This is a genomic window from Nitratireductor pacificus pht-3B, from assembly GCF_000300335.1.
Lineage (GTDB): Bacteria > Pseudomonadota > Alphaproteobacteria > Rhizobiales > Rhizobiaceae > Nitratireductor > Nitratireductor pacificus.
In genome coordinates this window covers 104038-129182 of the sequence record NZ_AMRM01000011.1, presented here as the reverse complement: position 1 = coordinate 129182, position 25145 = coordinate 104038, and the positions used below count along the sequence as shown (strand labels likewise).

Genomic DNA, 25145 nt, shown 5'->3' with positions numbered 1-25145 from the left:
GTCGGCGAGAGGTAAGCCCGATGCATGTACTGGCCGTCCTGAACCGCGGCGGCGGAACCCTGCGCGATCTCGATGTGCAGGCGCTTGCCGAGCGGATCGAGCGGATATTCACGTCCGCCGGCCACACGGTCGGGATTTCGCTTGCCGAGGGTGACGATCTTGTCGCGCGCATGCGCGAAGCCGCGGACGACAAGCGCGCGGACGTGCTGCTTGCCGGCGGCGGGGACGGAACGATCTCGCTGGCCGCGGGCCTGCTCGCGCATACGGACAAGGCGCTGGCCGTGCTGCCCGCCGGCACGATGAACCTGTTTGCCCGCAGCCTCGAGATCCCGCTCGATCTCGACCAGGCGCTCGAGGCGCTGGCGTCGGGTGAAATCCGCAGGGTCGACATCGCCCGCGCCAATGACCGGTTCTTCGTGCACCAGTTTTCCGTCGGCATGCACCCGCAGCTGATCCGGCTGCGCGAGCGCATGTCGTTCCGCTCGCGGATCGGCAAGATGCTGGCATCGGTGCGCGCCGCCGTCGTGACCCTCGGCAGGCCGGCCGCGCTGAAGGTCGCGCTGGAAATGGGCGACAGGCGCATCCTCGCCACCACGTCCAGCCTCGCCGTCACCAACAATCTCTATGCGGAAGGCCAGCGGCTGCCGTTCGCGGCGCATCCGGACGGCGGCAGGCTGGGCGTCTACATCACGCGCGCGCGCCGCCGGCGCGATCTGTTCCGGCATTTCCTCAACATGGGGATCGGCCGCTGGCGCCAGAACCAGCAGGTGGAGATTCACGAGACCGGCGAAGTCGTCCTGACTGTTCCCAGACAGCCCCGCCGCTTCAGATGCGCGATCGATGGGGAACTGTGCCCTCTTGAGCAGACCACGCGGATCGTCATGCACCCCGGCGCGCTCGCTGTTCTCGTTCCGGTCAGGCCGTAAGATCCGGAGACGGGGAAGCCCGGTCTGAACCGGGCTTCCGGAAGGACAGTGGATGCGTTCAGTCGGCGATGATCGCGCGCAGCATCCACAGGGCCTTCTCATGAAAGGTCAGCTGCGCCGTCAGCATGTCCGCGGTGACCAGGTCGCCCTTCTCGTCGGCCTGCTTGCCGACATCGCGCATCCTGCGCACCGCCTCCTCATGGTCGGCGACCAGATCCTCGACCATCTCCAGCGCCGAGCGGCCGGAGGCCTTCAGCTCGATGGACGTGTCGAGGCCCTTGCCGGCCAGGATGGGCGCATGATGTCCGAGCGCGCGGACCCGTTCGGCGATGATGTCGGTCGCCTCGAACAGCGCGTTGTACTGCTCTTCCGTCAGCACATGGATCGAATGGAACAGCGGCCCGACCACGTTCCAGTGATAGATATGCGTCTTGATCAGCAGCCGGTAGGTGCCGACCAGGATCTCCGACAGTCCGGTGGCGATCTCTTTGCGGTCGGCATCCGACAGTCCGATGTTCATGTCGTCGGCATGGGTTCTCGGCCTGAGGACTTCAGCGGCATTGCTCATTGGGTCTCTCCTTTGGTTATGTGTTCGCGGATGAGTGGCCAGCTATCCGGCGGGCGCGTCGCGCGAAGCGGGCGTCTCGATGGCCTGCTGCTGATCGAGCATGAGGCCGTACACCTCGACGCCCCACCACACGACGGCCGCCAGGAGGAGGCCGAACACCAGCACCAGCAGCACCGGCACGCCGCGCCGGCCCTGCCTTGCTTTCTCGGGGGTCGTCTTTTCCGGCATGATGAAAGCTCCTTGATTCTCGAACCTGTTCGAAAATGCGAAGCCTTCGCCGGGAGTTCCCCCCGTTACGGAAAGTTACCGGGCGGCCGGTTCAGGAATCGTCCTTGTCGCCGGGGCCTGCATTCTCGCGGTAGATCGCGTAGCCCGCGACCGCCACGAGCGGCAGGATCAGCGTCCCCAGCCCGCCCGACCGCGCAAGCAGGGACGGCAGCAGGGTGAGGGCGGCGGTCCCCGCCAGAACGCCTGCATCGGAAACGCGCCTTCTGTGCGCGCGGCGCGCCTGCACGCCCTGCCAGATCTTGAGCCCCACGACGACGGCCACAGCCAGCACCAGGAAACCGGCACCGAAACCGAGGGCCGTGCTCGTCACGCCCCAGCGGGCGGCCGCCGAGACGAAGGCTGCGAGCAGCAGAAAAGATGCGCCGAACAGCGCCAGAAGCGCCGCCAGCGCATAAAGGGCGGTCACGACGCGCAGCCGCCTGACCGCGCCGGACATCTCTCCGGCGGCCAGGGCGGCAAGCAGTCTTGCCAGCATCGCCGGACCCTATCGACGCGTTGCGAGAGCGATCAGGAACCCCGCACCGACGGCGAGGGCGAGCGACGTGATCGGTCGTTCGCGGATGGTCTGCGCCAGCTGGCGTTCCATGTCCTGGGCGCTGTCCTTGACGTTCTGCATCGCGGCCTCGCCCTGCTCGCGCAGCTGGTCGATGCCGTCAACCGCCGCCTTGCGCGCGGCGGAACCGGATTGCCCGCCCATCTCCTTCAGATGGGTCATCAGCTGCGCCATGTCGGCGCGCAACTGCCGCACATCGTTCTCCAGATCGCGTCCGGAGACTTCGTCGGTCTTCTGCGTTCTCGCTGCTTTTGTTGCCGTGGTGGCCATGTCGGCACTCTCCCTTGTTGCATCCCCAACGCAACGCGAAACCCGTGGGGAGGTTCCCGAAATGGCGAAAGCGGGAACCAAGCGGCCCCGAAGCGCTTTATCCACCAAGCTCGGGGAACGCTGAATGGATCGATCACGACTAGACCGCGCCGGACGCGGGGCTCATCTCATGGACCTGTCCGCCGTATTCGCATATGGCGCGCAGGCTGCCGCGATCTTTCTCGGCCTCCTCGCCTTCATTGTCACGCTTCACTACGCCCGCTTCCTGCTGGCGCCGGTCGGTCTGGCCATCATCATCGGCTTGATGCTTGGCCCCATCGCCAGCAGGCTCGAATCGCGAAGGGTGCCGCCGTCGCTTTCGGCCGTCGCGGTCGTTCTGGTCTTCCTCGTGCTGGTCGGCGCCTTTCTGGTCGCCATTGCCACGCCGCTCTCCTCCTGGGCCGACAAGGTGCCGCAGATATGGAGCGAGCTGCAATTGCAGCTTTCCAGCCTGCGCCAGCCGCTCAACACGGTGAAGGAGCTGCAGGAACAGATCCGCTCGGCAACCGGCGGGTCGAACGTCACCGTCTCGGTCGAGGACGGGTCGGCCGTCGCCGATGTCGCCGTGCTGGCGCCGACGCTTCTGGCGCAGCTCCTGCTGTTCTTCGCCAGCCTCTACTTCTTCGTCGCGACCCGCCATCAGACCCGCATGGCGATCCTGCGCATGTGCTTCAACCGGCGGCTCCGCTGGCGCGTCGCGCACATCTTCCGCGACGTCGAATACGCCGTGTCCGACTATCTGCTGTCGATCGCCATCATCAATGTGGGCCTCGGCGTGGCCGTCGGCGTGGCGCTCTGGCTGCTGGGCGTCCCGTCGCCGATCCTCTGGGGCGCGATGGCCGCTCTTCTCAACTTCATCATCTATATCGGCCCGGCCGTGATGGCGGTGATCCTGTTCGGGGTCGGCCTCGCGACCTTCGACACGCTGGCGACCAGTTTCGTGCCGCCCCTCGCCTATCTGGCGCTGAACGCCATCGAGGCGCAGTTCGTGACGCCGACGGTGATCGGCCGGCGCATGACGCTGAACCCCTTCATCGTCTTCCTGGCCATCGCGTTCTGGCTGTGGATGTGGGGTCCGATCGGCGGCTTCATCGCCATACCGGCCCTCCTGGTCGTCTATGCGATCGCCGGCAACATCCTGCCCGGCGTTGGAATGCCGGTGGCCGGCGGGCCGCGCAGCCGTCCTGCGCAGCCCCCGAAGCCGGCGTTCATAGAAAAGGCCGCTTCACCGATGAGCCGGCGCTCCACCCCGCCAGTTCGGCCAACGCCTCCGGATTGACGATCCGGCAGCCGCCATCCTCCCACGCGATCAGCCCCCGCTTCGCCAGCTTGGCGATGGTTTTGTTGGTGTGAACGACCGAAATCCCGAGCGTGTCCGCCACATGCTGCTGGGTGATGGAGAGCGTGCGCTTGCCGGTCAGCCCGCTCTGCTGCGCGCGCTCCAGCAGGAACACCAGGAGATAGGCGACCTTCTCCAGCGCCGTGCGGCGGCCGACCGTCAGGAGGTTCTCGTCCAGCATGCATTCCTCGCGCGAGGCCATCCAGGTCAGGTCATAGGCCAGAGCGGGAAAGCGCTCGTAGAGGGAGAACAGTTCCGCTTTCTCGAAGACGCACAGCACCATCGGCGACAATGCCTCGACCGAATGCTGCATCTCGCCCATCAGGCTGCCCTGCAGCCCGATGAGATCACCGGGCATAGCGAAGTTGACGATCTGCCGGCGCCCGTCGTCGAGCAGCTTGTAGCGAAACGCCCAGCCTGAAAGCACCGTGTAGAGATGCGGATTGTGCGCGCCCTCCACCAGAACCGTGGCGCCCTTCTTGATCGCCAGATCACCCTTCTTGAAACGCCCGACGAAATCCAGTTCGTCGGCTTCAAAATCTCGAAAGGTCTTTCTCCTGCGGAGCGGACACTGCGTGCATGGCAGGCTCCGTACCGCTGGGTTGCCGTTATCGCGCACCTTGCTCACCCGCCTTTTCCGGAGATCGATATGGTCTGCAATCAAACGTGCTGCAAAACGCCGGCGGCATGTCTTTTTTTAATGACAATTTTCCCCGGCAATGGGAATGCAGATTCATATACATGCCAGTCTCGAAAGGACGCCTGTTTGAAAAAGCCATTGAGTGGTGCGCGCGTCCTTCTCGTCGAAGACGAACCCATCATCGCCATGAACATCGAGCAGCTGTGTCGTGAGCACGGTGCTGCCGACGTGATGACCGTCGCTTCCTTCGAAGCTCTGGTTCCCGACATTCTCGACGCCGGCAAAATCTCCACCGCCATTCTGGACATCCGGCTTTCCGATCAGTGGACGGACGACTTCGCCCGCCTCCTGCAGGATCGCCGGATCCCGTTCATCTTCGCCACCGGCTACGCCGCCGGCCACCAGGTGTTCGAACCCTTCGCCGGCATCCGCATCGTCGAGAAGCCCTACAACGAGAACGACCTGATCGAAGCGCTCGCCGCGGTCTGGTCGGGCAGTCTCGATCCGGCGTGACCGGCGGGCTGCTTCAGCGCCCGCCTGACAGGCTTAATTCGAGAAGGCGCTGCTCGCGATCTGGGTGGCGATCGCATCCGGGCCGAAATCGCCTTCACCGTCGATGCCGAGAATGTCCTGCAGGCGCGACCGGGCGCGGCTCACCCTGCTCTTGATCGTGCCGACGGCACAGCCGCAGATCTCCGCCGCTTCCTCGTAGGAGAAGCCCGATGCGCCGATCAGCACGATCGCCTCGCGCTGGTCTTCCGGCAGCAATGCGAGCGCATCGCGGAAATCGTTCAGATCGGCCACGCCCTGCTGTGCGGGATGCACCGAGAGGCGGCCAGTGATGGCGCCGTCGCTGTCCTCCACCTCGCGTTTGCGCTTGCGCATCTGCGAGTAGAACTCGTTGCGCAGGATGGTGAACAGCCACGCCTTGAGATTGGTCCCCGGCTGGAAGCTCGTCTGCTTGTCCCACGCCTTGACCAGCGTTTCCTGAACCAGGTCGTCCGCCCTGTCCGTGTTCTTCGACAGCGAGACGGCAAAGGCCCTGAGGCTGGGGACGGTCGCAAGGAGATCGTCACGGAACCCGTCGTAAACACCCATGCCGATCAATCCTTTTTCCCGACCGACTGCGCGCGATCCTGCGTCTCCAGCTGGCTCAACAGGTCGCTGAAGCGGTCCGGAATCTCCTCTTTCACCAGATCGTCGTAATACTGCCGAAGCTTGCGACCGATCTCCGAGTTGGCGCCGAGCGGGTCGTCTCCGCCGGCGCGGCGCCCTGCGGCGCGCCTGTTGCTCTGTTTTCCGTAGTTCATGCCTGATCACTGTCCATCGTAGCCCACACCCTCCTTCAGCCCCGGCACCTGGGAACAGCCGCCGGCGCTTGAGAATTCGATCCCAAACGCGACAGGCGACAAAACGTTCCATGCCGGCGGGAACATTTTGCCCTCAGCTACGTTCGAATACCATTATCATTCGATATCATGTCACCGAGGGAGACAGGAAACCCATGAATTTGTCAGCGCGTATCGCACCGCACCTTCCCTATCTGCGGCGCTTCTCAAGGGCCGTATCCGGCTCGCAGACCAGCGGCGACGCACTGGTGGCAGCGATGCTGGAAGCCCTGATCGCCGACGTCAGCATCTTTCCCAAGGCATCGACGGACCGGATCTCCCTGTTCCGCCTGTTCACGGCGCTGTTTGAAACGCTGGATGTCCGCGTGCCCGACAAGGTCCCCGCCTCGGCCTGGGAACAGCATGCGCTGAGCAACCTGTCGGCGCTGGCGCCGCGGCCCCGGCAGGCGTTCCTGCTGGTCGCCGTCGAAGGATTCCGGGCCGATGAGGCCGCTGAAATCCTCGAAACCGACACGGACGCCGTGAACACCATGCTGCGCGAGGCGAGCGAGGAGATCTCCCGTCAGGTGGCCACCGACATCCTCATCATCGAGGACGAACCCCTGATCGCCATGGACATCGAGGAGATGGTCGAGAGCCTCGGCCATCGTGTGGTGGGCAACGCCCGCACGCACAAGGAGGCGGTCGAGATGTTCGCGAAAGCCAAGCCGCGCATGGTCCTGGCCGATATCCAGCTTGCCGACGGCAGCTCCGGTCTCGATGCGGTCAACGAGATCCTGGCCATGTCGCCGGTTCCGGTCATCTTCATCACCGCCTTCCCCGAAAGGCTCCTGACCGGCGAACGGCCCGAACCGACCTTCCTGGTCACCAAGCCGTTCAGCCCCGAAATGGTCAAGGCGCTGATCAGCCAGGCGCTGTTCTTCGACCACCAGGCCCGCGCAGCGGCCTGAAAAAGCCCGTAGATTCAAAAGGTAAAGCCGCCTTCGGGCGGCTTTTTTCTTGCCCCCGGGAACCCCCGCCGGAACCAACGGCATCGCACGGCGTTTATTCCGGACAGATTTCAAGCTGGAGTAACACGATGCTTTATTGGGCTCTCATCTTCCTCGTCGTCGCGCTGATTGCCGGCGCGCTCGGCTTCGGCGGTATTGCCGGTGCATCGGCAGGCATAGCGCAGATCCTTTTCTACATCTTCCTGGCCCTGCTGGCGATCTCGCTCATCATGGGGCTGCTGCGCCGCAGCCGCTAACAGGAACCTGCTGATACGGCAATCAGGGAAACGAACGCCCACCCCGTCCGTTTCCATTCGAGAGACGATGAAAGGAGAAAGCAATGGAACACATCGCTGCCCTTCTTCTGATGGTCGGGTGCTCCGACAGCCTCGCCGAATGCCGTGAACTGCCGGCGCCCGCGCCGACGGTCTATGAAACCGTCGAGGAGTGCGAGGCCGACAAACCGGTGCTGCTGCGCGAGATGGACGGCACGGCGCCGCGCGTCATCGCCACCTGCATCGAGACCGATCCCGCCCTCGAATACGAGGAGGCGATCCTCGAGTGGGACGTGACACAGAGCGGGACCCTGGTGGCCGCGATCGAGCCGGTGACGGATTATGCCGTCGCCCTTCAGTCCGAACGCGATCGGGATGCACGGACCTATACCAAATGACCGTGAAATCCGACTAGGCATCGCCTGCACCGATATGAAAAGCCCCGGCGAAACCGGGGCTTTTTTTTATGGGTGGTCGAGCGCTTTCAGGCTTCGCGGATCGCGTAACCCGCGCCGCGAATGGTGCGGATCACGTCCGGCATGCGGCCCTGATTGACCGCCTTGCGCAGACGACCGACATGAACGTCCACGGTGCGTTCATCGATATAGATCGTCTCGCCCCAGACATTGTCGAGCAGCTGGCTGCGCGAGAAGACACGGCCCGGATGCTGCATCATGAACTCGAGAAGGCGGAACTCGGTCGGCCCGAGGCGGATCTCGTTCTTGCGCCGGTAGACGCGGTGCGATTCCCGGTCGAGCACGATGTCCCCGACCGAAAGGACGGTGGACAGCACTTCCGGCTTCGCCCGCCTGAGCAGCGCCCGCACGCGGGCGACGAACTCAGGCGTCGAGAACGGCTTGACTAGATAGTCGTCGGCGCCTGTCGACAGGCCGCGCACCCGGTCGCTCTCCTCGCCACGCGCCGTCAGCATGATGATCGGCAGGCGCTCGGTTTCCGGCCGCATGCGCAGCCGGCGGCAGAGTTCGATGCCGGAGACGGCCGGCACCATCCAGTCCAGCACGAGAAGATCGGGCACGTTCTCCTGCAGCCTGACCTCGGCTTCGTCGCCGCGCGAGATCATCTCCACCTGGTAGCCCTCGGCCTCCAGATTGTATTTCAGCAGAACGCACAGAGGTTCGTCGTCTTCAACGACCATGACCTTGGGAGCAATCAATTCGCGAATTCTCCTACGGCAGTCTAACAGGCGGCGCTCAGGCGCTCACTCACGATCCCGCTTCGGCGGTCACCTGCGTTTCATCGAGCTTCGGACGCTGCACGGGAAGCTGCGAACCGGTCATCACATAATAGGCATTCTCGGCGATGTTGGTCACGTGGTCGCCGATCCGCTCCAGATTCTTCGCGCAGAACAGGAGATGCGTGCACGAGGTGATGTTGCGCGGGTCTTCCATCATGTAGGTCAAGAGCTCGCGGAACACCGAGGTGTACTGGATGTCGATCTTCTCGTCCTCGTCGCGCAGGTGTACCAGCGCCTCGGGATTCCGGCGCACATAGTGCTCGACCACACCGTTCACCTGTTGCAGCACAAGGCTCGCCATCGCGTCGATCGAGTGCGCAAGCGAGCGCGGCGTCGCGCCCTGGCCCACCGCGCCGACGCGCTTTGCGATGTTCTTGGCCAGGTCGCCGATCCGCTCCAGGTCCGACGCCATGCGGATGGCGCCGACCACGCTGCGCAGATCCTGCGCCATCGGCTGGCGCTTGGCGATCAGCGTGATGGCACGCTCGTCCAGCTCGCGCTGCTTGGCATCCATGATGGTGTCGTCGGAAATCACGCGCTGCGCCAGCGCGTTGTCCGATTCGAGCAGGGCGTTGGTCGACGCCCGCGTCATCGCGCCCGACAGGTCGCCCATGTCGCGGATCAGGCGGTCGATATGCTCGAGTTCCTCGTCGAAAGAGCTGACGGTGTGCTCGCCCATGATAAATGTCCTCGTTGAATGCGGCAGCGGATCAGCCGAACCGACCGGTGATGTAGTCCTGGGTGCGCTTGTCGTCGGGATTGGTGAACATCTTCTCGGTCGGTCCTTCCTCGACGAGATTGCCCAGGTGGAACATCGCGGTCCGCTGCGAGACGCGTGCCGCCTGCTGCATCGAGTGGGTGACGATCACGATCGTGTAGTTCTGACGTAACTCGTCGATCAGTTCCTCGACCTTCGCCGTGGCGATGGGATCGAGCGCCGAGCAGGGTTCATCCATCAGGATCACTTCCGGCGACACGGCAATGGCCCGCGCGATGCATAAGCGCTGCTGCTGGCCGCCCGACAGGCCGGTGCCCGGCTCGTGCAGGCGGTCCTTGACCTCGTTGAACAGGCCCGCCTTCTGGAGGCTGGTCTCCACCACCTCGTCGAACTCCGACTTCTTCCATGCCAGGCCGTGGATGCGCGGGCCGTAGGCGACGTTCTCGTAGATCGACTTGGGGAACGGGTTCGGCTTCTGGAACACCATGCCGACCCGGGCGCGCAGCTCGACCACGTCGATCCGCGGATCGTAGATGTCCTCGCCGTCGAGCAGGATCGAGCCGCCGACGCGGCAGATGTCGATCGTGTCGTTCATCCGGTTCAGGCAGCGCAGGAAGGTCGACTTGCCGCAGCCCGAAGGGCCGATCAGCGCCATGACCTGCTTTTCCGGAACCTCGAGATTGACGCCGAACAGCGCCTGCTTCTCGCCGTAGTGAACGGTGACGTCCTTGCCAGTCATCTTGCTGGCGGCCGGCTTGTACAGGGGCTGCAGCGTTTCTTCCACGGCGGCGTCTGTAAGCATGTTCATGTCCTTCTACTCCGTTACCAGCGGCGCTCGAAGCGGCGACGCAGGAAGATGGCGCCCAGGTTCATTATGATAAGGAAAACCAGCAGCACAATGATGGCGCCGGACGCCCGCTCGATGAAAGCCGGGTCGCCGCGCTGCGTCCAGTTGTAGACCTGCACGGGCAGTGCCGATGCCGGGTCGAAGAAGCCGCCGGGCGGCGCGGCCGGAAACTCGCGCACGAACGCGACCATGCCGATGAGCAGCAGAGGCGCGGTCTCGCCGAGCGCCTGGGCGAGGCCGATGATCGTGCCGGTCAGGATGCCCGGCGCCGCCAGCGGCAGCACGTGGTGGAAGATGGACTGCATCTTCGACGCGCCGACGCCCAGCGCCGCCTCGCGGATCGACGGCGGCACCGCCTTCAAGGCCGCCCGGGTGGCGATGATGATCGTCGGCAGCGTCATCAGCGTCAGCACGAGGCCGCCGACGATCGGCGCGGACTGCGGCAGTCCCGCATAGTTGATGAACACCGCCAGTCCGAGGATGCCGAACACGATCGACGGAACGGCGGCGAGATTGGCGATGTTGACCTCGATGATGTCGGTCAGCCTGTTGCGCGGCGCGAACTCTTCCAGATAGATCGAGGCCGCGACGCCGATCGGCAGCGACAGGCAGAGAACAATCAGCATCATGTAGGCCGAGCCAAGGATTGCAACGCCGAGGCCCGCGGCCTCAGGCCGCGTGTCGGATGCGTCCGGCGCGGTGAAGAACGACCAGTTGAACCGGGTCGTCAGCGCGCCCTCCGCCTTCAGCGCGTCGGCCAGCATCAGCTGTTCCGGCGTGACGTTGCGGTCCAGCTTCGCCGTCTCCATGGTGACGCGGCCCTTGTAGTAGCCGTCGATGCGGCCGTCGGCGAGCAGCTCGAACCTCACCGTCTCGCCGATCTTCGACGGATCGGCAAGCACGAAGCGGCGCAGCTCCGCCGGCGCTTCCTTCGAGATGATCCCCTCCGCATCCTTGCCGCCGAGGCCCTCGATGCTGATGCCCTTTTCCGAGATCAGCCGGTCCACGGCCGCCTTGATCAACGGCTGGTAGGTGAAGGTGGTCAGCTTGCGCAATGCTTCCGGATCGCGCGTTCCGGCCTTGTCGAGCTTGGCGGGATCGAGATGGATGTCGAGCGCGACATAGGTCTGCCGGAAGGACGAGACGCCGTTCGTGAGGATCGATCCCAGCAGGCCGAACAGCGCGAGAATGCCGAACACGACCGCGGCCAGGCCGATCATGCGGAAGCGCTTCTCCGCCGCATGGCGCCGCCGGGTGCGCTCGCCGCGCTCGAAGAGCGAACGGCCCTGCGCGCCTGCGAGGGCAGACGATGCTGTCAGGTCGGTCATTCGTACTGCTCCCGGTATTTGCGCACGATGTAGAGCGCAAGGATGTTGAGGCCGAGCGTGAAGACGAACAGCGTCAGGCCGAGCGCGAAGGCCACCAGCGTTTCCGGGCTGGCGAACTCGGTGTCGCCCGTCAGCTGGCTGACGATCTTGACCGTCACAGTGGTCATCGCCTCGAGCGGATTGAGGCCGAGGCGCGCGGCCGCGCCCGCCCCCATCACCACGATCATCGTCTCGCCGATGGCACGGCTCGCGGCGAGCAGGATCGCGCCGACGATGCCCGGAAGGGCGGCCGGCATGATCACCTTCCTGATGGTCTCCGACTGCGTGGCGCCGAGACCGTAGGAACCGTCACGCATCGCCTGCGGCACGGCGTTGATGACGTCGTCCGACAGCGAAGAGACGAACGGGATCAGCATGATTCCCATGACCAGGCCGGCCGTCAGGACGGAGGACGAGGAGGTGCCGAGGCCAAGCGGCTGCGCGAGCCAGTCGCGCAGGAAAGGCCCGACCGTGATGAGGGCGAAGAGGCCGTAGACGATGGTCGGTATGCCTGCGAGGATCTCGATTGCTGGCTTTGCGAAGCTGCGCAGCGCCCTGCCCGAATACTCCGCCAGATAGATCGCGATCATCAGGCCGATCGGCACGGCGAGCAGCAGCGCCACCACCGAAACGTAGAACGTGCCCCAGAGCAGCGGCAGGATGCCGAGGTCCGACCCGCCGCGGAACTGCGGGTTCCAGACCGTCGAGAAGAAGAAGTCCCGGGCCGGGTAGAGCCGGAAGAAGTGGATCGTCTCGAACAGCAGGGAGGCGACGATCCCGAACGTCGTCAGGATTGCGACCAGCGACGAGCCGATCAGCAGGGAACGGATGAACGTCTCGCTGATGTTGCGGGCGCGCATCGCGGGCTTGACGCGCTGCAGGGCGAGGAAACCGAAAGCGAGGGCCGTCGCGAGAACGGCGATGTTGCGCAGCAGCGCGCTCGTGTCGGCGATGCTGCGATAGGACTTGGCCGCGTCGAACACCGCCGGCGCAACGTCCGAGCCGAGGGCGACGCCGACTTCGGCGAGGCGTCCGCGAATGTCCGTCGTGTCGGCCTGCATGGACGATAACGCGTCTTCGCTGACGCGTCCCGTTTCGACGAGGCGATCAAGACCGTCGGCGATGCGGCGAACATCGGCCATCACGAGGCTGCGCGCGCCGCCTTCCGGGATGACGCTGTCCGGTATCTGCGAACTGATCTGGTTGTCGATGAGAAGCGGCTGCAGGAACAGCCACGCCGCCATCAGCAGCAGGGCCGGAACCATGGTGAACAGCGCAACGGCCTGGCCGTAGTGACCGGGGAGGGAGTGAAGGCGCGCGCCGTCGCGCTTCGCCAGAGCCAGCGCGCGGCGCCGGCCGAGAACGTAGCCGGCCGCGGTCAGCACCAGCACGATGATTGCGAGTATGCCTGGGGTCATGCCTGCATCCGCCCTGATCGGAAAGGGGGCGACGCCCTGCGGCGCCGCCCCTGCTTCGTGCGAAGGATCAGTTCAGCGCGCCCATCGGGACACGATTCTTGACCTTCTCCTGGGTCTTGGCGAGCTCCGGATCGGAGACCAGGCCGTAGGCGGCCAGCGGGCCGTCGGGGCCGGCGATCTCGTCGGAGACGAAGAACTCGACATATTCCTGCAGGCCCGGGATCACGTCGAGATGCGCGTTCTTCACGTAGAAGTAGAGCGGGCGCGAGACCGGGTATTCGCCGGCGGCGATCGTCTCGACCGACGGCACGACGCCGCCCATGGTGCCGACGCGCAGCTTGTCGGTGTTGTTCTGGTAGAAGGAAAGGCCGAACACGCCGATGCCGTTCTTGTTGGCGTCGACGCGGGCGAGCGTCTCGGTGTAATCGCCGTCGATGTCGATCGACACGCCGTCGGTGCGGAGCGCCATGCACTCCTTCTCCTCGAGGCCGGCAGCCTTGAGAGCCTCGGCGGTGCCGTTCTCCTCGCAGCCGTCGATGATCACCTTCTCGTCGAACACTTCACGCGTTCCGTGCTTGGTGCCCGGGATGAAGGCCAGGATTTCCTGGTCCGGCAGGTCGGCGCGGATCTCGTTCCACTTCTTGTAGGGATTGTCGACCAGCTGGCCGTCCTTCAGCACCTTGGCGGCGAGCGCGTTGTGCCAGTCGGCCGGGGTGAACGCGTATTCCGGGCCGTTGATGTCCGAGGCGAACACGATGCCGTCATAGCCGATGCGGACTTCCTGGATGTCCTTCACGCCGTTCTGGGCGCAGAGGTCGATGTCCGACTGCTTGATGCGCGACGACGAGTTGGCGATGTCGATGGTGTTCTCGCCGACGCCTTCGCAGAGCTTCTTGCGGCCGGCGCCCGAACCACCGGACTCGACGACCGGCGTCGGATAGTCGGTGTTCTCGCCGAAAGCCTCGGCGACGATCGAGGCATAGGGAAGGACGGTCGACGAACCGGCGATCTGGACCTGGTCGCGGGCAACGGCCACACCGGCCATGCCGACAAGGGCGATCGACGCCGCCGAAGCGGTAAGGACGAATTTGTTCATTGGAGATGGCTCCCTGTTCGGAATTCGATGGGACGCCGCTTGAGGCGTCGGGGAGCGGCATAACAACTCTGTGTAACAGTTCCATGACAGTTTCATGTCGCCCCGGTTACGATGCGAACCGCCGCCGGGTTTCGCCGGGAGCGTGCGAAAAGCGTCGGGGAAACGAAGGATGCCGCGGGGGCGGCCTCACCGTGAATGGCCGCAGGGGCGGAACGCTGCCGCTCGCGCGCGCATGAACGGGAGATGCGAACGCGCCCGCGGGATGCCGATCGATCGGGGAGAGCGGGAAACGATGGTCAAGGCATCGTCCCCCGGAAGCTCAGCGCGTGGCCGGCGCGGTCGGCGAAAAAGCCGGACGGGGGAAACCACCACAGGTGGCAAAATTGCACTGGCTGGGCGTTAGCCCGGAATAGGTCCTGTTGGGGCTCGTTTGGACCCCCCATGGCCAGCGAATCTCCGCCCGTCCGGAAACCGTGGTGACGTTGTATAACAGCTCACCAACATACAACTCTAGTAAGAAATAAGTATACTAAACATGGTGCGATCACACCATTATTTTCCGGGTACAATTTGCAGAATCTCGAAAAACCTATGAATTACAAAGTCCTGCGGCTCGACTTCGGCATCCCGGCCACCTTCGGCCCTATCCATAGGTTGATCTTGTCGAGCAGGGCCCGCGGACTGATCGGCTTTGAAAGATAGTCGTCCATTCCGGCCTCGAGACAGCGTTCGCGGTCACCCTTCAGCGCGTGCGCGGTGACGCCGATGACGGGCACCCGGCGGGCCTGTCCGTCTTCGGCGCGGCGGATCTCCTTCGTCGCCTCGAGACCGTTCATTTCCGGCATCGAGACATCCATCAGGATCATCGCCGGCTGAAGCCGGCTGTATGCCGCGACGGCGCGCCTGCCGTTGTCCACGATCTCGAACCGCAGCCCGGTTTCCGCCAGGATCTGGCGGAACACCAGCTGATTGACCTCATTGTCCTCGGCGACCAGGATGTCGATCCCGCCCTCTGCCGCTTCGGGATCGCCGCGATCCGCCTCATGCGCCTGGCTCTGCTCCTGTTCGGCCGAGCGCACCTCCGGCGGTTCGCTCGCCTCCGCGTCCGCCTCGTCATCGGCTCGATGTCCCTGGATGGCCGCGACGATCGCTTCCAGCAGCGCCGCCGAGCGGGTCGGCTTGATCAGCTGCGCGGCGATTGCCGGCGAGCGCGCTCCGAGGCTCGCCAGGGACTGGTCGACCGAGGTCAGAAGAACGACGGGGATGCCGGCCAGCGCCGGCTGCCGCTGCATCGCCTGCACCATGTCGATCCCGTTCATGATCGGCATCTGGTAGTCGACGACGAGACAATCGACCGGCAGGTTGAGATCCGCCGCCGCCCGCAGGACCTTAAGGCCCTCCGGGACGTCGCGCGCCGCGCAGGCGTCGAAACCCCAATGCGCCATCTGCTCGCTGAGGATCATCCGGTTGGTGGCGTTGTCATCGACCACCAGAACCCGTGCGCCCGAAACGTCGCGCGGAGCGATCGGCTGCCGTTCGGGCGCCTCCGCGACGGGAAAGGTTGCTGTGAACCAGAAGGTAGAGCCACGGCCCTCGACACTGTCCACGCCAATGCGACCGCCCATCAGCTCGACCAGCCGCGACGTGATGGCGAGGCCGAGCCCGGTGCCTTCGTGGCGGCGCGTCGAGGAGGCATCCACCTGACTGAACTTGTCGAACACCTGGTCGAGCTTGCCCTTCGGAATGCCGATCCCCGTATCCGTGACGCTGAACTGCAGCGTCTGCCGGCCGTCCTCGATCCCCGCGCCGCCGACATTGACGAGGACATGCCCCTTTTCGGTGAACTTGACCGCATTGCCGACGAGATTGGTCAGGATCTGCCGGATGCGGCCGGCATCGCCGACCACCGCATGCGCGATGCCCGGATCGACCCGGACGATCAGCTCCAGGTCCTTTTCCTTCGCGCGCGACGACATCAGCGTGGCGACGTCCTCGATGGCCTCCGCCAGATGGAAAGGCGCCTCGTCGAGCACGATATGGCCGGCATCGATCTTCGAGAAGTCGAGAATGTCGTTGATGATCGTCAGCAGCGCATTGCCCGACTTCAGGATGATGTCGGCGAACGTCTTCTGCTTCGCGGTCAGTTCCGTCTTGGTCAGGAGTTCCGCCATGCCCAGAACGCCGTTCATCGGGGTTCTGATCTCATGGCTCATATTGGCGAGAAACTCGGACTTGGCCCGGTCGGCCAGCACCGCGGTCTCCCGCGCCGCCCTCAGTTCCCGCTCCCGCTCCTTCAGCTCCGTGATATCGACCCTGACGCCGACGAACAGTCCCTCCTCGGTACGCGTGTCGATGGCCTTGAACCAGCGCCCGTCGGGGATGCGCCGTTCGAAGACGCGATGCTTGATATGGTAGGTCTGCAGATAGGCATCGACCCACGCCTCGGGATCCCTGTCATAGAGCGCGTCGATCTCGGGAAAGCCGCTCTCGCGGAAATAGCCTGACTGATGCGCGGCCTCGATCGTGTCGCGCAGGGAGCAGCCCGGCTTCATCGTGTGCACCAGGTCCGGAAGCGATGCCTGCATCTTGCGGTTGGCGAGCACATAGCCGTCGTCACGATCGTAGATGACGACGCCGGCCGGCAGGGATTCCAGCACGTCCACCAGATGTTTGCGCGCGTCGTCGGCGGCCTGCTCGCGCTGCTTGAGGCCGGTAATGTCGAAGATCGTGCCGACGACGTAGCCGCGCCCGCCATCGGCCTCGACGCGATGCTTGCGCACGACCCTGTGGCGTCCGATGCCCGGCTGCTCGAAATCCTCTTCGGTCTCGTAGTCGACGCCGGTCTCGAGCACCTGCCGGTCGCTCTCCTCGAAACGGGCGGCCAGCGGCGCGGGGGAGAAATCCGCCGCCGTCTTGCCCAGAACGTGCTCCGCCCGGACGCCCAGCATGCCGGCGCACGCGCGGTTCACCAGCACCAGGCGCAGATCCGAATCCTTGGCGAAGACCGGGTTCGGCAATTCGTCGAGCATCGCCTCGGCGAGCGTCGCCCTCTCGAGCGCCGCGGCGAGCGGACGCCTCAGCATCCGCATCAGCGGTGTGATGTTGCGGCCGGTGCCGCGATAGCCGAGGAACACGCCATCGTCGCTGAAGCGGGGGGAACCGGAAATGGAGATCCAGCGGCACGCAGGGTTCGCCTCGGCGATCTCGTGAACGATATCGTGAAACGGTTCATGCGCCGCCAGCAGGCGCTCATGTTCCTCGAGATCGCCGGCCTCGCTCTGCGCGCCTCTGCCCGGAATGACGCGCGCCTTGCCGATCAGGCGGCTGTTGTCGAGTCCGGAGGCCTGCCCGAAACCGGGCGACACCCAGCTCAGCCGATGATTCGCGTCGCTTTCCCAGAGCCAGTCGGCGGCCGACCGGACGAGTTCGGAGAGCTCGGTCCCGGAGAGTTCCCGCCCGAGACCCGCGCCTTGCAGTTTTTTTGTGTCGTCGTCTGTCGAAGGGCGCAACGCAAGCCTTTCCCGCCATCATGGGTCGCGCGCGCAGTGTGCAGACCAAGGCTTAACGTTCCGCTAACCAAACCACGCGAAGAACGCGGTTGACGAGATCGATAACGCAGTGCCTGCCGGGAAGAGGAATGGCACTCCCAAGGGGAATCGAACCCCTGTTTCCGCCGTGAGAGGGCGGCGTCCTAGACCGCTAGACGATGGGAGCGCATCAAGAGCCGCGATATAATCGCCTTCGCCGGCAATTGCAACAGCTCGTTTAGCCGAAATGCGACAACGGCTGAAGCAGGTCCCAGCGATTGCCGTAGAGGTCGCAGAACACCGCGACCGTGCCATAGTCTTCGTGGCGCGGCTCCTCCAGGAACCGGACGCCCGCGGCCTGCATGCGACGATGGTCGCCGTCGAAATCATCCGTGTGCAGGAACAGGAAGACGCGGCCGCCGGCCTGGTTGCCGATGCTGGCGGCCTGCGCCGCGCCGTCCGCCCGCGCAAGAAGCAGCCCGCCGGACGTTTCGTCCCCCGAGGGCGCCATGACCAGCCAGCGCTTGCCGCCGCCGAGCTCCCGGTCCTCGACGACGCGAAAGCCGAGCTTGTCGCGGTACCAGATGAGCGCCTCGTCGTAATCGGGGACGACCAGCGTGGTCAGCGCAATGCGGCGCATCGCCATGATCTATTGTCCGAGGGTGGCGCGCGCCTGAAGTTGGCCGCTGCGCAGGTCGTAGACATGCAACTCCTCGGTCCCGTCTGCCAGCCGCAATTGCAACGAGACGCGCATGCCGTCGAGCGCCTGCGAGACGATCCGCGCGCCCTGTGGCAGTGCGATCGCGGCATGCGTCGCGTCGCCGGGCAGGAGCAGCGTCTCCTCGGTGGTCTGTGTCGGCTGAACGGACTTGTAGACAAAGGCCAGCACCACGGCCATAACCGCGGCGAACAAGATGGCCAGGTTGATGCCCATGAAGCGGACAAGCTTGCGGCGCACCTTCTCGGCGGCGGGATCCAGCGTGTCCTGTTGATCGTTTTCCTGCTCGACCGGCCTGACCATATATCACCGTTTTTTTGAAAGCACCCTGATGGGCGACCCTGATAGCGAAGACCTGGACCGATTGGAAGACGAGGAAGCCGCGAAAGAACTGATCGTCGGGACGGACGCCCAGGGGACGCGCCTCGACCTGTGGCTCTCCGGGCAGCTGGGCGATGCCGTCTCGCGCAGCCGCCTGCAGGCGCTCATCCGCGCCGGCGCCGTCACCCGCGCCGGCTCTCCCGTCACCGAACCGAAGCACCGCGTGGCGGCCGGCGAGCAATACGCATTGGTCGTGCCGGAGGCCGAGCCCGCCGAACCCCTGCCGGAAAACCTGCCGCTCGAGATTCTCTGCGAAGACGATGCGCTGATCGTCGTCAACAAGCCGGCCGGGCTCGTCGTCCATCCCGCCCCCGGCAATTGGTCCGGGACCCTTGTCAACGCGCTCCTGTATCACTGCGGCGACACGCTGGCGGGCATTGGCGGCGTGCGCCGCCCGGGGATCGTCCACCGGCTCGACCGCGATACGAGCGGCGTCATGGTGGCGGCCAAGACCGACCAGGCGCACCGCGCGCTGTCGGAGGCGTTCGCCGATCACGGCCGCAGTGGTGACCTGGAACGCGCTTACAGCGCGCTGGTCTGGGACGCGCCCGACCGCTGGGCAGGCACCGTCGACGCTCCGCTCGGCCGCGATCCGCGCAGCCGCACCCTGCGCGCAGTGGTTCCGGAAGGCCGCGCCGATGCCCGACATGCCGTGACGCATTACCAGGTGCAGAAGCGCTATGGCTCCGACGGCAAGGGCGGCGCACTCGCCGCGCTGATCGAATGTCGGCTGGAAACGGGCCGCACGCATCAGATCCGCGTGCACATGGCGCATATCGGCCATCCGCTGATCGGCGATCTCGATTATGGCCGCGCCTTCCGCACCAAGGTCAACCGCCTACCCGATGCGGTCCGCCCCATAGTGGCCGCTTTTGGCCGCCAGGCTCTGCACGCGCGCCTTCTGGCGTTCCGCCATCCGGTCACCGGCGAGCCGATGCGTTTTGAGGCTCCGCCCCCGCCCGACATGACGGCATTGACAGAGGCGCTGAATATTTTGTAATAATCGGTACAGTAATATCGTTCACAGCCTGGTGACACAATGTTGACACCAGACTGAAGCTTTAACGGTCGGAAAAAGTTCCTATATGGGATATGGTGCGGTGCGTCATAATACGGCCGCGCTGTCTCTCACCTGTGCAAACGCCACTTCCCAGGGCGTCCCCGCATGAGGGCATATCCGGCAAAGGAGGGTGCTTCATGGCCCAAACATTACCCAGCATCGCCTCGGGCGAAGGCGGCCTGACCCGCTATCTGGAGGAAATCCGCCGCTTCCCGATGCTGCAGCCCGAAGAGGAGTACATGCTCGCGAAGCGCTATTCGGAGCATGACGACACGCAGGCCGCCCACCGGCTGGTGACCAGCCATCTGCGCCTCGTGGCGAAGATCGCCATGGGCTATCGCGGCTACGGGCTGCCGATCGGTGAGGTGATCTCCGAAGGCAATGTCGGCCTCATGCAGGCGGTCAAGAAATTTGAGCCGGAGCGCGGCTTCCGCCTCGCCACCTATGCCATGTGGTGGATCAAGGCCTCGATCCAGGAATACATCCTGCGCTCGTGGAGCCTGGTGAAGATGGGCACGACCGCCAATCAGAAGCGCCTGTTCTTCAACCTGCGCAAGGTCAAGAGCAAGATCCAGGCGCTCGACGATGGCGATCTGAAGCCCGATCAGGTGGCAGAGATCGCGACGCGGCTCAACGTCAGCGAGGAGGAGGTCGTCTCGATGAACCGCCGCCTCTCCGGCGACGCCTCGCTGAACGCCCCGATCCGCGCCACCGAAGGCGAATCCGGCGAGTGGCAGGACTGGCTGGTCGACCAGAGCGAAAGCCAGGAAGACATCCTGGTCGAACAGGACGAGCTGGAGACCCGTCGGCGCATGCTCGGCGACGCCATGACGGTGCTTAACGACCGCGAGAAGCGCATCTTCCAGGCACGCCGCCTTTCGGAAGACCCTCTGACGCTGGAAGAGCTTTCGAGCGAGTTCGACATCAGCCGCGAGCGTGTGCGCCAGATCGAGGTGCGCGCCTTCGAGAAGGTTCAGGAAGCGGTCCAGAACTCGGCCCGCGAGCAGGCGGTCGCCGCCCGCGAACTGGCCGCCGAAGCGCACCGCCAGGCAGGCGCCTGACCCGGAGCGTCGGCACGCGCGACCCGACAAAAAAACCGGCGGAAGGGATCCCTTCCGCCGGTTTTTTGTGTCTGACGCGCTGCGCCGTCAGCCGCTGGTGGCGTTCTGCCAGGCGTTCAGCACGTCGGTGAAGATCTTGTCGCCGGGAATGCCACGCTCGATCGTGATCAGCGCGCGCCGGCCGGACTTGTAGACGACGGGTATGTCGATCCAGCTCTGGCGCCGCAGCAGCAATGTGTTCGTCTCGATGTCCGCCCTGCTGTCGCTCAGCGCGACCAGGAAGTAGCCATCGGCGATCCGCGCCGGAATGCCGAGCAGCGGGCTGCCCGTATCCTGCTCCGAGCGCTTCATCGATATGCGCAGCACATTGTCGACGCCGCCGCCCTCGAAATCGGACGGCGTCAGGAAGATGATTTCGACGATATGGCTTGCCGGCAGCGACTCGTCGGCATTGCGCCGAATGGTCATCTTCAGCTGCAGGCCCTTCGCCGGGATGGTCGCCTCGGCGCGGATGGCCGGTTCGGGCGGCAGGTCGTTGCCCGGGGATTCCTGCACGACCGACCAGACCACAGCGCCCGGATCGGCCGAGCCGTCGGAACTGCTGGTCCGCTCCTCGTAGAAGATCGCCTTCTGGCCGACAGGCAGGGTCTCCTGCTGGGCGCTTGCCGCGGTGCCGTTCGAACCCGCATTGGCGGGCGGCGTCGCCGCGCCGGCGGCGGGATCGCTGGAACCGGGCACGGTTGCCTGGGCGACAGAAGTTCCCTCGCCGAGCCCGGGCTCTCCGTCGGCCGGACCTTCGTCGATTTCCTGTCCGTTGGGCATCAGCCGCTGGGTGAACTTGGCCGGCCGCTGGGCCACCGGCTCTCTGCCGGCCTCGTTACCGTCCGTGGCATTCTGTGTCGGCTCGGTGTCGGTCGCGATTTCCGCCAGCGTGTCGTCCTGAGCGTCCCCCGCCACCGGGGTTTGGCCGGCCTGCGGCTGGCTCTCGAGATTCGCCATCCGGGAAATGTCGTCGCGGTAGAACCATGCCCCGGCGGCCACCGCCGCCAGGACGAGCAGGACAATCCCGACCGTGAGGCCGGACGGCCCCTTGCGTCTGGCGCGCGGCGAACCCGCCAGCGGCGCGGCGGCCTCCGCTTCCGGACCGACAATCATCTCGTCCCGCGCATCCGCATCGCCGTCTTCGGGCCGGGACATGGTCCCGGCGGTGGAGGCCTTCTCGTCGGACATCGGCGTTCCGGGAGCGGGCGCCACGCCTGCAGGTGTCGCTTTCGCCGCGGGTGCCGACATCGCCGGCGGCGCAAGGGGAGCGGCCGGTTTCAGGGGTTCGGGGGCCGGGTCCGGATCAAGCTCGGCGAAGACACGGTCCAGCTCATCCCCGTCGAATGTCTCCTCGGGCTCCGGCTCGGCATGTTCCGCCTCGACCGAGGCGATGGCGTCTTCGAGGAGCTTGCGCTGGCGTTCGACAACCGCGGCCGCCGGTGGCGGCGTGATCGCGGCCAGCTTGGCTTCGATCGTCGTCCGGGCCTTCTGATAGATTTTCTCGCGCGCCGCCGGCGTGTTCTCCGCCAATGCGTCGATCGTTTTCTTCAGAACCGCAGAAAAATCCGCCATGCCTTGTCAAACCTGTCCTACTTCTTGAACGCGTGCCCGCAGCGCGGACACGCATGCCTTCCAGCCCGCGAAACTAGTCTTGAAACGGATCAGTCACAAGTATTGCGTCCTCGCGCTCCGGGCTGGTCGACAGAATCGCCACCGGCGCGCCGATCAGTTCCTCGACGTGACGCACATACTTGATCGCCTGCGCCGGCAGGTCCGCCCATTTGCGCGCGCCTCTGGTGGTTTCCTTCCAGCCTTCCAGCGTCTCGTAGATCGGCTCGATCCGCGCCTGCGCGCCCTGGCTTGCCGGCAGGTAGTCGATCACCGCGCCATCGAGCCGGTAGCCCGTGCAGATCTTGATCTCGTCCAGTCCGTCGAGCACGTCGAGCTTGGTCAGCGCGATGCCGTTCATGCCGTTGGCGACGACCGCCTGGCGCACCAGCACCGCGTCGAACCAGCCGCAGCGGCGCTTCCGGCCGGTCACCGTGCCGAACTCGTGCCCCTGCGTGCCGAGAAAGTCACCCACCTCGTTGTCCTGCTCGGTCGGGAACGGCCCCTCCCCGACGCGGGTCGTGTAGGCCTTGGTGATGCCCAGCACGTAGTCGATGGAATTCGGCCCAAGGCCCGAGCCCGTCGCGGCCTGCCCCGCCACGGTGTTGGACGAGGTGACGAACGGGTAGGTGCCGTGATCGATGTCGAGCAGCGTGCCCTGCGCGCCCTCGAACAGGATGCGCTGGCCGGCCCGGCGGGCATCCTCGAGGATGCTCCAGACGCGATCGACGAAGGGCAGGATCCTGTCCGCGACCGAGGTCAGCTCGTCCATGATCGCCTGATGCGTCACCTCGGCGTGACCGAGGCCGCGCCGCAACGCATTGTGGTGCGTCAGCAGCCGGTCCACCTTCGCCGGCAAGGTGTCGATGTTCGCCAAATCCATGACCCTGACGGCGCGCCGGCCGACCTTATCCTCGTAAGCAGGCCCGATGCCCCGTCGCGTCGTGCCGATCTTCGTGCCCGAATTGGACGCCGCGTCTTCGCGAAAACCATCGAGCTCCCTATGCAATGAGAGGATAAGCGCCGTGTTTTCGGCGATTTTCAGGCGATCGGGCGTCACCGTCACGCCCTGGTCGGCCAGCCGGCCGAGTTCGGCGACGAAGGCATGCGGGTCGAACACCACGCCATTGCCGATCACCGAAAGCTTGCCCGGGCGCACGACGCCGGACGGCAGCAGGGAGAGCTTGTAGCTGACGCCGTCGATCACCAGCGTATGGCCGGCATTGTGGCCGCCCTGGAAGCGCACCACCACATCGGCGCGCTCCGACAGCCAGTCGACGATCTTGCCCTTGCCCTCGTCGCCCCACTGCGATCCGACGACCACCACATTTGCCATGAAAATTTCCTTCCGGCGTGCGCCCCGGCGGGAGCCCCCGTCCGGATGATTGAGAAAACGATTGCCTCTATAGAGACTCAAACGCCGCGTGGGAACCATACGGACGCCGCGTCATGGCGAAAACCGCCCGCCACATCGCGACACCGCACTTGACGCCGGAGCCGGGAAGGCGTAACGCCGTCCGTGGGCCACCCCTCCCCACCGAGGGGCGTGCTATCTGAGAGGATAGGAACATCATGAGCACACTCCCCACGCCGGACCTCCGTCCGGCCAATCCCCATTTTTCATCCGGTCCCTGCACCAAACGTCCCGGCTGGTCGCTCGAAGCGCTCGCCGACGCCGCTCTCGGCCGCTCGCATCGCGCGGCCATCGGCAAGGAAAAGCTCGCCCGGGCCATCGATCTCACCCGCGAAATCCTTGAAGTGCCGGCGGGCTACCGCATCGGCATCGTGCCCGCCTCCGACACCGGCGCCGTGGAAATGGCGCTCTGGTCGCTGCTCGGCACGCGCGGCGTCGACATGGTCGCCTGGGAATCCTTCGGTTCCGGCTGGGTCACCGACGTGGTCAAGCAGCTGAAGCTTCCCGATGTGCGCCGCATCGAGGCCGGCTACGGCGAACTGCCCGATCTCGGCCAGATCGATTTCGACCGCGACGTGGTCTTCACCTGGAACGGCACGACATCCGGCGTGCGCGTCCCGAACGGCGACTTCATCCCCGCCGACCGTGGCGGCCTGACCATCTGCGACGCCACCTCGGCCGCTTTTGCCCAGAGGCTCGCCTTCGACAAGCTCGATGTCGTCACCTTCTCCTGGCAGAAGGTGCTGGGCGGCGAGGCCGCGCACGGCATGATCATTCTCTCGCCGCGCGCGGTGGAGCGCCTCGAGAGCTACAGCCCTGCCTGGCCCCTGCCGAAGATCTTCCGCATGACGAAGGGCGGCAAGCTGATCGAGGGCATCTTCAAGGGCGAGACGATCAACACGCCTTCCATGCTCTGCGTCGAGGACTATATCGACGCGCTCGAATGGGCGCAGTCCGTCGGCGGACTGGACGGGCTGATCGCCCGCGCCGACGCCAACTTCGCGGTCATCGACCGTTTTGTCGGCGAGAGCGCCTGGCTCGCGCATCTGGCGGAAGTGCCGGAGACGCGCTCCAACACCTCGGTCTGCCTGTCCATCGTCGATCCCGAGATCGCCGCGCTGGATGCCTCCGGCCAAGCGGCCTTCGCCAAGGGCGTCGTCTCCCTGCTCGCGAAGCAGGGCGTCGCCAACGACATCGGCCACTATCGCGACGCACCCCCCGGACTGCGCATCTGGGCAGGCGCGACCGTCGAGGCGTCGGATCTCGAGGCCCTGATGCCGTGGCTCGACTGGGCGTTCCGGACGCAGAAGTCAGCACTCAAGGCTGCCGCCTGATCCGGCTCATATCCCGCGGCTCCGCCAGCCGGAGCCGCCACTCTCTTCCATACCGATCATAGG

27 protein-coding genes and 1 tRNA gene are annotated in these 25145 nt (G+C 65.3%); 9 read left to right on the top strand and 19 right to left on the bottom strand.

The window, feature by feature from the left end:
* Positions 1–20: 20 nt before the first annotated feature.
* Positions 21–926, top strand: coding sequence for a diacylglycerol/lipid kinase family protein (locus NA2_RS11600; RefSeq protein WP_008597062.1), 906 nt, complete (start codon positions 21–23; stop codon positions 924–926).
* Positions 927–984: 58 nt separating this feature from the next.
* Here the strand turns inward: NA2_RS11600 and NA2_RS11595 are convergent, their stop codons facing one another.
* The 4 genes from NA2_RS11595 to NA2_RS11580 all read right to left on the bottom strand — a co-directional run bounded on the left by NA2_RS11595 (position 985) and on the right by NA2_RS11580 (position 2605).
* Positions 985–1494: a Dps family protein gene (locus NA2_RS11595; RefSeq protein ID WP_008597061.1), complete on the bottom strand. Its 510-nt coding sequence runs from the start codon at positions 1492–1494 to the stop codon at positions 985–987.
* A 42-nt stretch (positions 1495–1536) separates the two neighbouring features.
* Complete coding sequence (locus tag NA2_RS11590) at positions 1537–1722, bottom strand: hypothetical protein (RefSeq protein ID WP_008597060.1); 186 nt, start codon at positions 1720–1722, stop codon at positions 1537–1539.
* A gap of 91 nt (positions 1723–1813) precedes the next feature.
* Positions 1814–2257, bottom strand: coding sequence for a hypothetical protein (locus NA2_RS11585; protein WP_008597059.1), 444 nt, complete (start codon positions 2255–2257; stop codon positions 1814–1816).
* Between the two features lie 9 nt (positions 2258–2266).
* A complete protein-coding gene (locus NA2_RS11580; protein ID WP_008597058.1) occupies positions 2267–2605 on the bottom strand; it encodes an ElaB/YgaM/YqjD family protein in 339 nt (112 codons plus the stop codon).
* A gap of 124 nt (positions 2606–2729) precedes the next feature.
* Between NA2_RS11580 and NA2_RS11575 the strand changes: the two genes are divergently transcribed.
* Positions 2730–3923 (top strand): AI-2E family transporter, encoded by a 1194-nt coding sequence (locus NA2_RS11575; protein ID WP_040677555.1) that lies wholly within the window; start codon positions 2730–2732, stop codon positions 3921–3923.
* On the opposite strand, the gene NA2_RS11570 is transcribed toward NA2_RS11575, so the two are convergent.
* Positions 3853–4611: a Crp/Fnr family transcriptional regulator gene (locus NA2_RS11570; RefSeq protein WP_008597056.1), complete on the bottom strand. Its 759-nt coding sequence runs from the start codon at positions 4609–4611 to the stop codon at positions 3853–3855. The genes NA2_RS11575 and NA2_RS11570 overlap by 71 nt on opposite strands.
* Before the next feature lie 150 nt (positions 4612–4761).
* Between NA2_RS11570 and NA2_RS11565 the strand changes: the two genes are divergently transcribed.
* Positions 4762–5136 carry a response regulator gene (locus tag NA2_RS11565; protein WP_008597055.1) on the top strand — a complete coding sequence of 125 codons (375 nt, stop codon included), beginning with the start codon at positions 4762–4764 and terminating at the stop codon, positions 5134–5136.
* A 33-nt stretch (positions 5137–5169) separates the two neighbouring features.
* Here NA2_RS11565 and NA2_RS11560 read toward each other — a convergent pair whose 3' ends face one another.
* Both NA2_RS11560 and NA2_RS11555 read right to left on the bottom strand, forming a co-directional pair.
* A complete protein-coding gene (locus NA2_RS11560; RefSeq protein ID WP_040677588.1) occupies positions 5170–5721 on the bottom strand; it encodes a sigma-70 family RNA polymerase sigma factor in 552 nt (183 codons plus the stop codon).
* Between the two features lie 5 nt (positions 5722–5726).
* Positions 5727–5933, bottom strand: a complete 207-nt coding sequence (locus NA2_RS11555; RefSeq protein WP_008597053.1) for a NepR family anti-sigma factor — start codon at positions 5931–5933, stop codon at positions 5727–5729.
* Between the two features lie 194 nt (positions 5934–6127).
* Between NA2_RS11555 and NA2_RS11550 the strand changes: the two genes are divergently transcribed.
* The 3 genes from NA2_RS11550 (at position 6128) to NA2_RS11540 (ending at position 7634) form a co-directional block, all read left to right on the top strand.
* On the top strand, positions 6128–6922 hold the full coding sequence (locus tag NA2_RS11550; RefSeq protein ID WP_008597051.1) for a response regulator: 795 nt from the start codon (positions 6128–6130) through the stop codon (positions 6920–6922).
* A gap of 128 nt (positions 6923–7050) precedes the next feature.
* The gene (locus NA2_RS21545) at positions 7051–7218 is read left to right on the top strand and encodes a DUF1328 domain-containing protein (protein ID WP_008597050.1); all 168 of its coding nucleotides are present in this window, start codon (positions 7051–7053) and stop codon (positions 7216–7218) included.
* Positions 7219–7301: 83 nt separating this feature from the next.
* On the top strand, positions 7302–7634 hold the full coding sequence (locus tag NA2_RS11540; RefSeq protein ID WP_008597048.1) for a hypothetical protein: 333 nt from the start codon (positions 7302–7304) through the stop codon (positions 7632–7634).
* Between the two features lie 86 nt (positions 7635–7720).
* Here the strand turns inward: NA2_RS11540 and phoB are convergent, their stop codons facing one another.
* From phoB to NA2_RS11490, 10 genes are all read right to left on the bottom strand, one after another.
* Positions 7721–8407 (bottom strand): phosphate regulon transcriptional regulator PhoB, encoded by a 687-nt coding sequence (gene phoB / locus NA2_RS11535; RefSeq protein WP_040677586.1) that lies wholly within the window; start codon positions 8405–8407, stop codon positions 7721–7723.
* A gap of 52 nt (positions 8408–8459) precedes the next feature.
* Positions 8460–9170: a phosphate signaling complex protein PhoU gene (phoU, locus tag NA2_RS11530; RefSeq protein WP_008597045.1), complete on the bottom strand. Its 711-nt coding sequence runs from the start codon at positions 9168–9170 to the stop codon at positions 8460–8462.
* Positions 9171–9201: 31 nt separating this feature from the next.
* Positions 9202–10017 (bottom strand): phosphate ABC transporter ATP-binding protein PstB, encoded by an 816-nt coding sequence (gene pstB, locus NA2_RS11525; RefSeq protein WP_008597043.1) that lies wholly within the window; start codon positions 10015–10017, stop codon positions 9202–9204.
* A 14-nt stretch (positions 10018–10031) separates the two neighbouring features.
* Positions 10032–11384 (bottom strand): phosphate ABC transporter permease PstA, encoded by a 1353-nt coding sequence (gene pstA, locus NA2_RS11520; RefSeq protein ID WP_008597042.1) that lies wholly within the window; start codon positions 11382–11384, stop codon positions 10032–10034.
* Positions 11381–12841, bottom strand: a complete 1461-nt coding sequence (pstC, locus tag NA2_RS11515) for a phosphate ABC transporter permease subunit PstC (RefSeq protein ID WP_008597041.1) — start codon at positions 12839–12841, stop codon at positions 11381–11383. Before pstC ends, pstA begins: the two co-directional genes overlap by 4 nt.
* 67 nt (positions 12842–12908) lie before the next feature.
* Positions 12909–13937 (bottom strand): substrate-binding domain-containing protein, encoded by a 1029-nt coding sequence (locus tag NA2_RS11510; RefSeq protein ID WP_008597040.1) that lies wholly within the window; start codon positions 13935–13937, stop codon positions 12909–12911.
* Between the two features lie 596 nt (positions 13938–14533).
* Positions 14534–17446: a PAS domain-containing hybrid sensor histidine kinase/response regulator gene (locus NA2_RS11505; protein WP_008597038.1), complete on the bottom strand. Its 2913-nt coding sequence runs from the start codon at positions 17444–17446 to the stop codon at positions 14534–14536.
* A 129-nt stretch (positions 17447–17575) separates the two neighbouring features.
* Positions 17576–17651 (bottom strand) — tRNA-Glu (locus tag NA2_RS11500).
* A gap of 51 nt (positions 17652–17702) precedes the next feature.
* Positions 17703–18110, bottom strand: a complete 408-nt coding sequence (locus NA2_RS11495; protein ID WP_008597037.1) for a VOC family protein — start codon at positions 18108–18110, stop codon at positions 17703–17705.
* A 3-nt stretch (positions 18111–18113) separates the two neighbouring features.
* Positions 18114–18485, bottom strand: a complete 372-nt coding sequence (locus NA2_RS11490; protein ID WP_008597035.1) for a hypothetical protein — start codon at positions 18483–18485, stop codon at positions 18114–18116.
* 28 nt (positions 18486–18513) lie between these two features.
* On the opposite strand from NA2_RS11490, the gene NA2_RS11485 reads away from it, so the two are divergent.
* Complete coding sequence (locus NA2_RS11485; protein WP_040677553.1) at positions 18514–19563, top strand: RluA family pseudouridine synthase; 1050 nt, start codon at positions 18514–18516, stop codon at positions 19561–19563.
* A 197-nt stretch (positions 19564–19760) separates the two neighbouring features.
* Positions 19761–20684 carry an RNA polymerase sigma factor RpoH gene (rpoH, locus tag NA2_RS11480; RefSeq protein WP_008597032.1) on the top strand — a complete coding sequence of 308 codons (924 nt, stop codon included), beginning with the start codon at positions 19761–19763 and terminating at the stop codon, positions 20682–20684.
* An 87-nt stretch (positions 20685–20771) separates the two neighbouring features.
* Here the strand turns inward: rpoH and NA2_RS11475 are convergent, their stop codons facing one another.
* Together NA2_RS11475 and NA2_RS11470 are read right to left on the bottom strand one after the other, a co-directional pair.
* Positions 20772–22298, bottom strand: coding sequence for a hypothetical protein (locus NA2_RS11475; RefSeq protein ID WP_008597030.1), 1527 nt, complete (start codon positions 22296–22298; stop codon positions 20772–20774).
* Between the two features lie 73 nt (positions 22299–22371).
* A complete protein-coding gene (locus NA2_RS11470; RefSeq protein WP_008597029.1) occupies positions 22372–23670 on the bottom strand; it encodes an adenylosuccinate synthase in 1299 nt (432 codons plus the stop codon).
* 236 nt (positions 23671–23906) lie between these two features.
* Between NA2_RS11470 and NA2_RS11465 the strand changes: the two genes are divergently transcribed.
* Positions 23907–25082: a phosphoserine transaminase gene (locus NA2_RS11465; protein ID WP_008597027.1), complete on the top strand. Its 1176-nt coding sequence runs from the start codon at positions 23907–23909 to the stop codon at positions 25080–25082.
* Positions 25083–25145 lie beyond the last annotated feature (63 nt).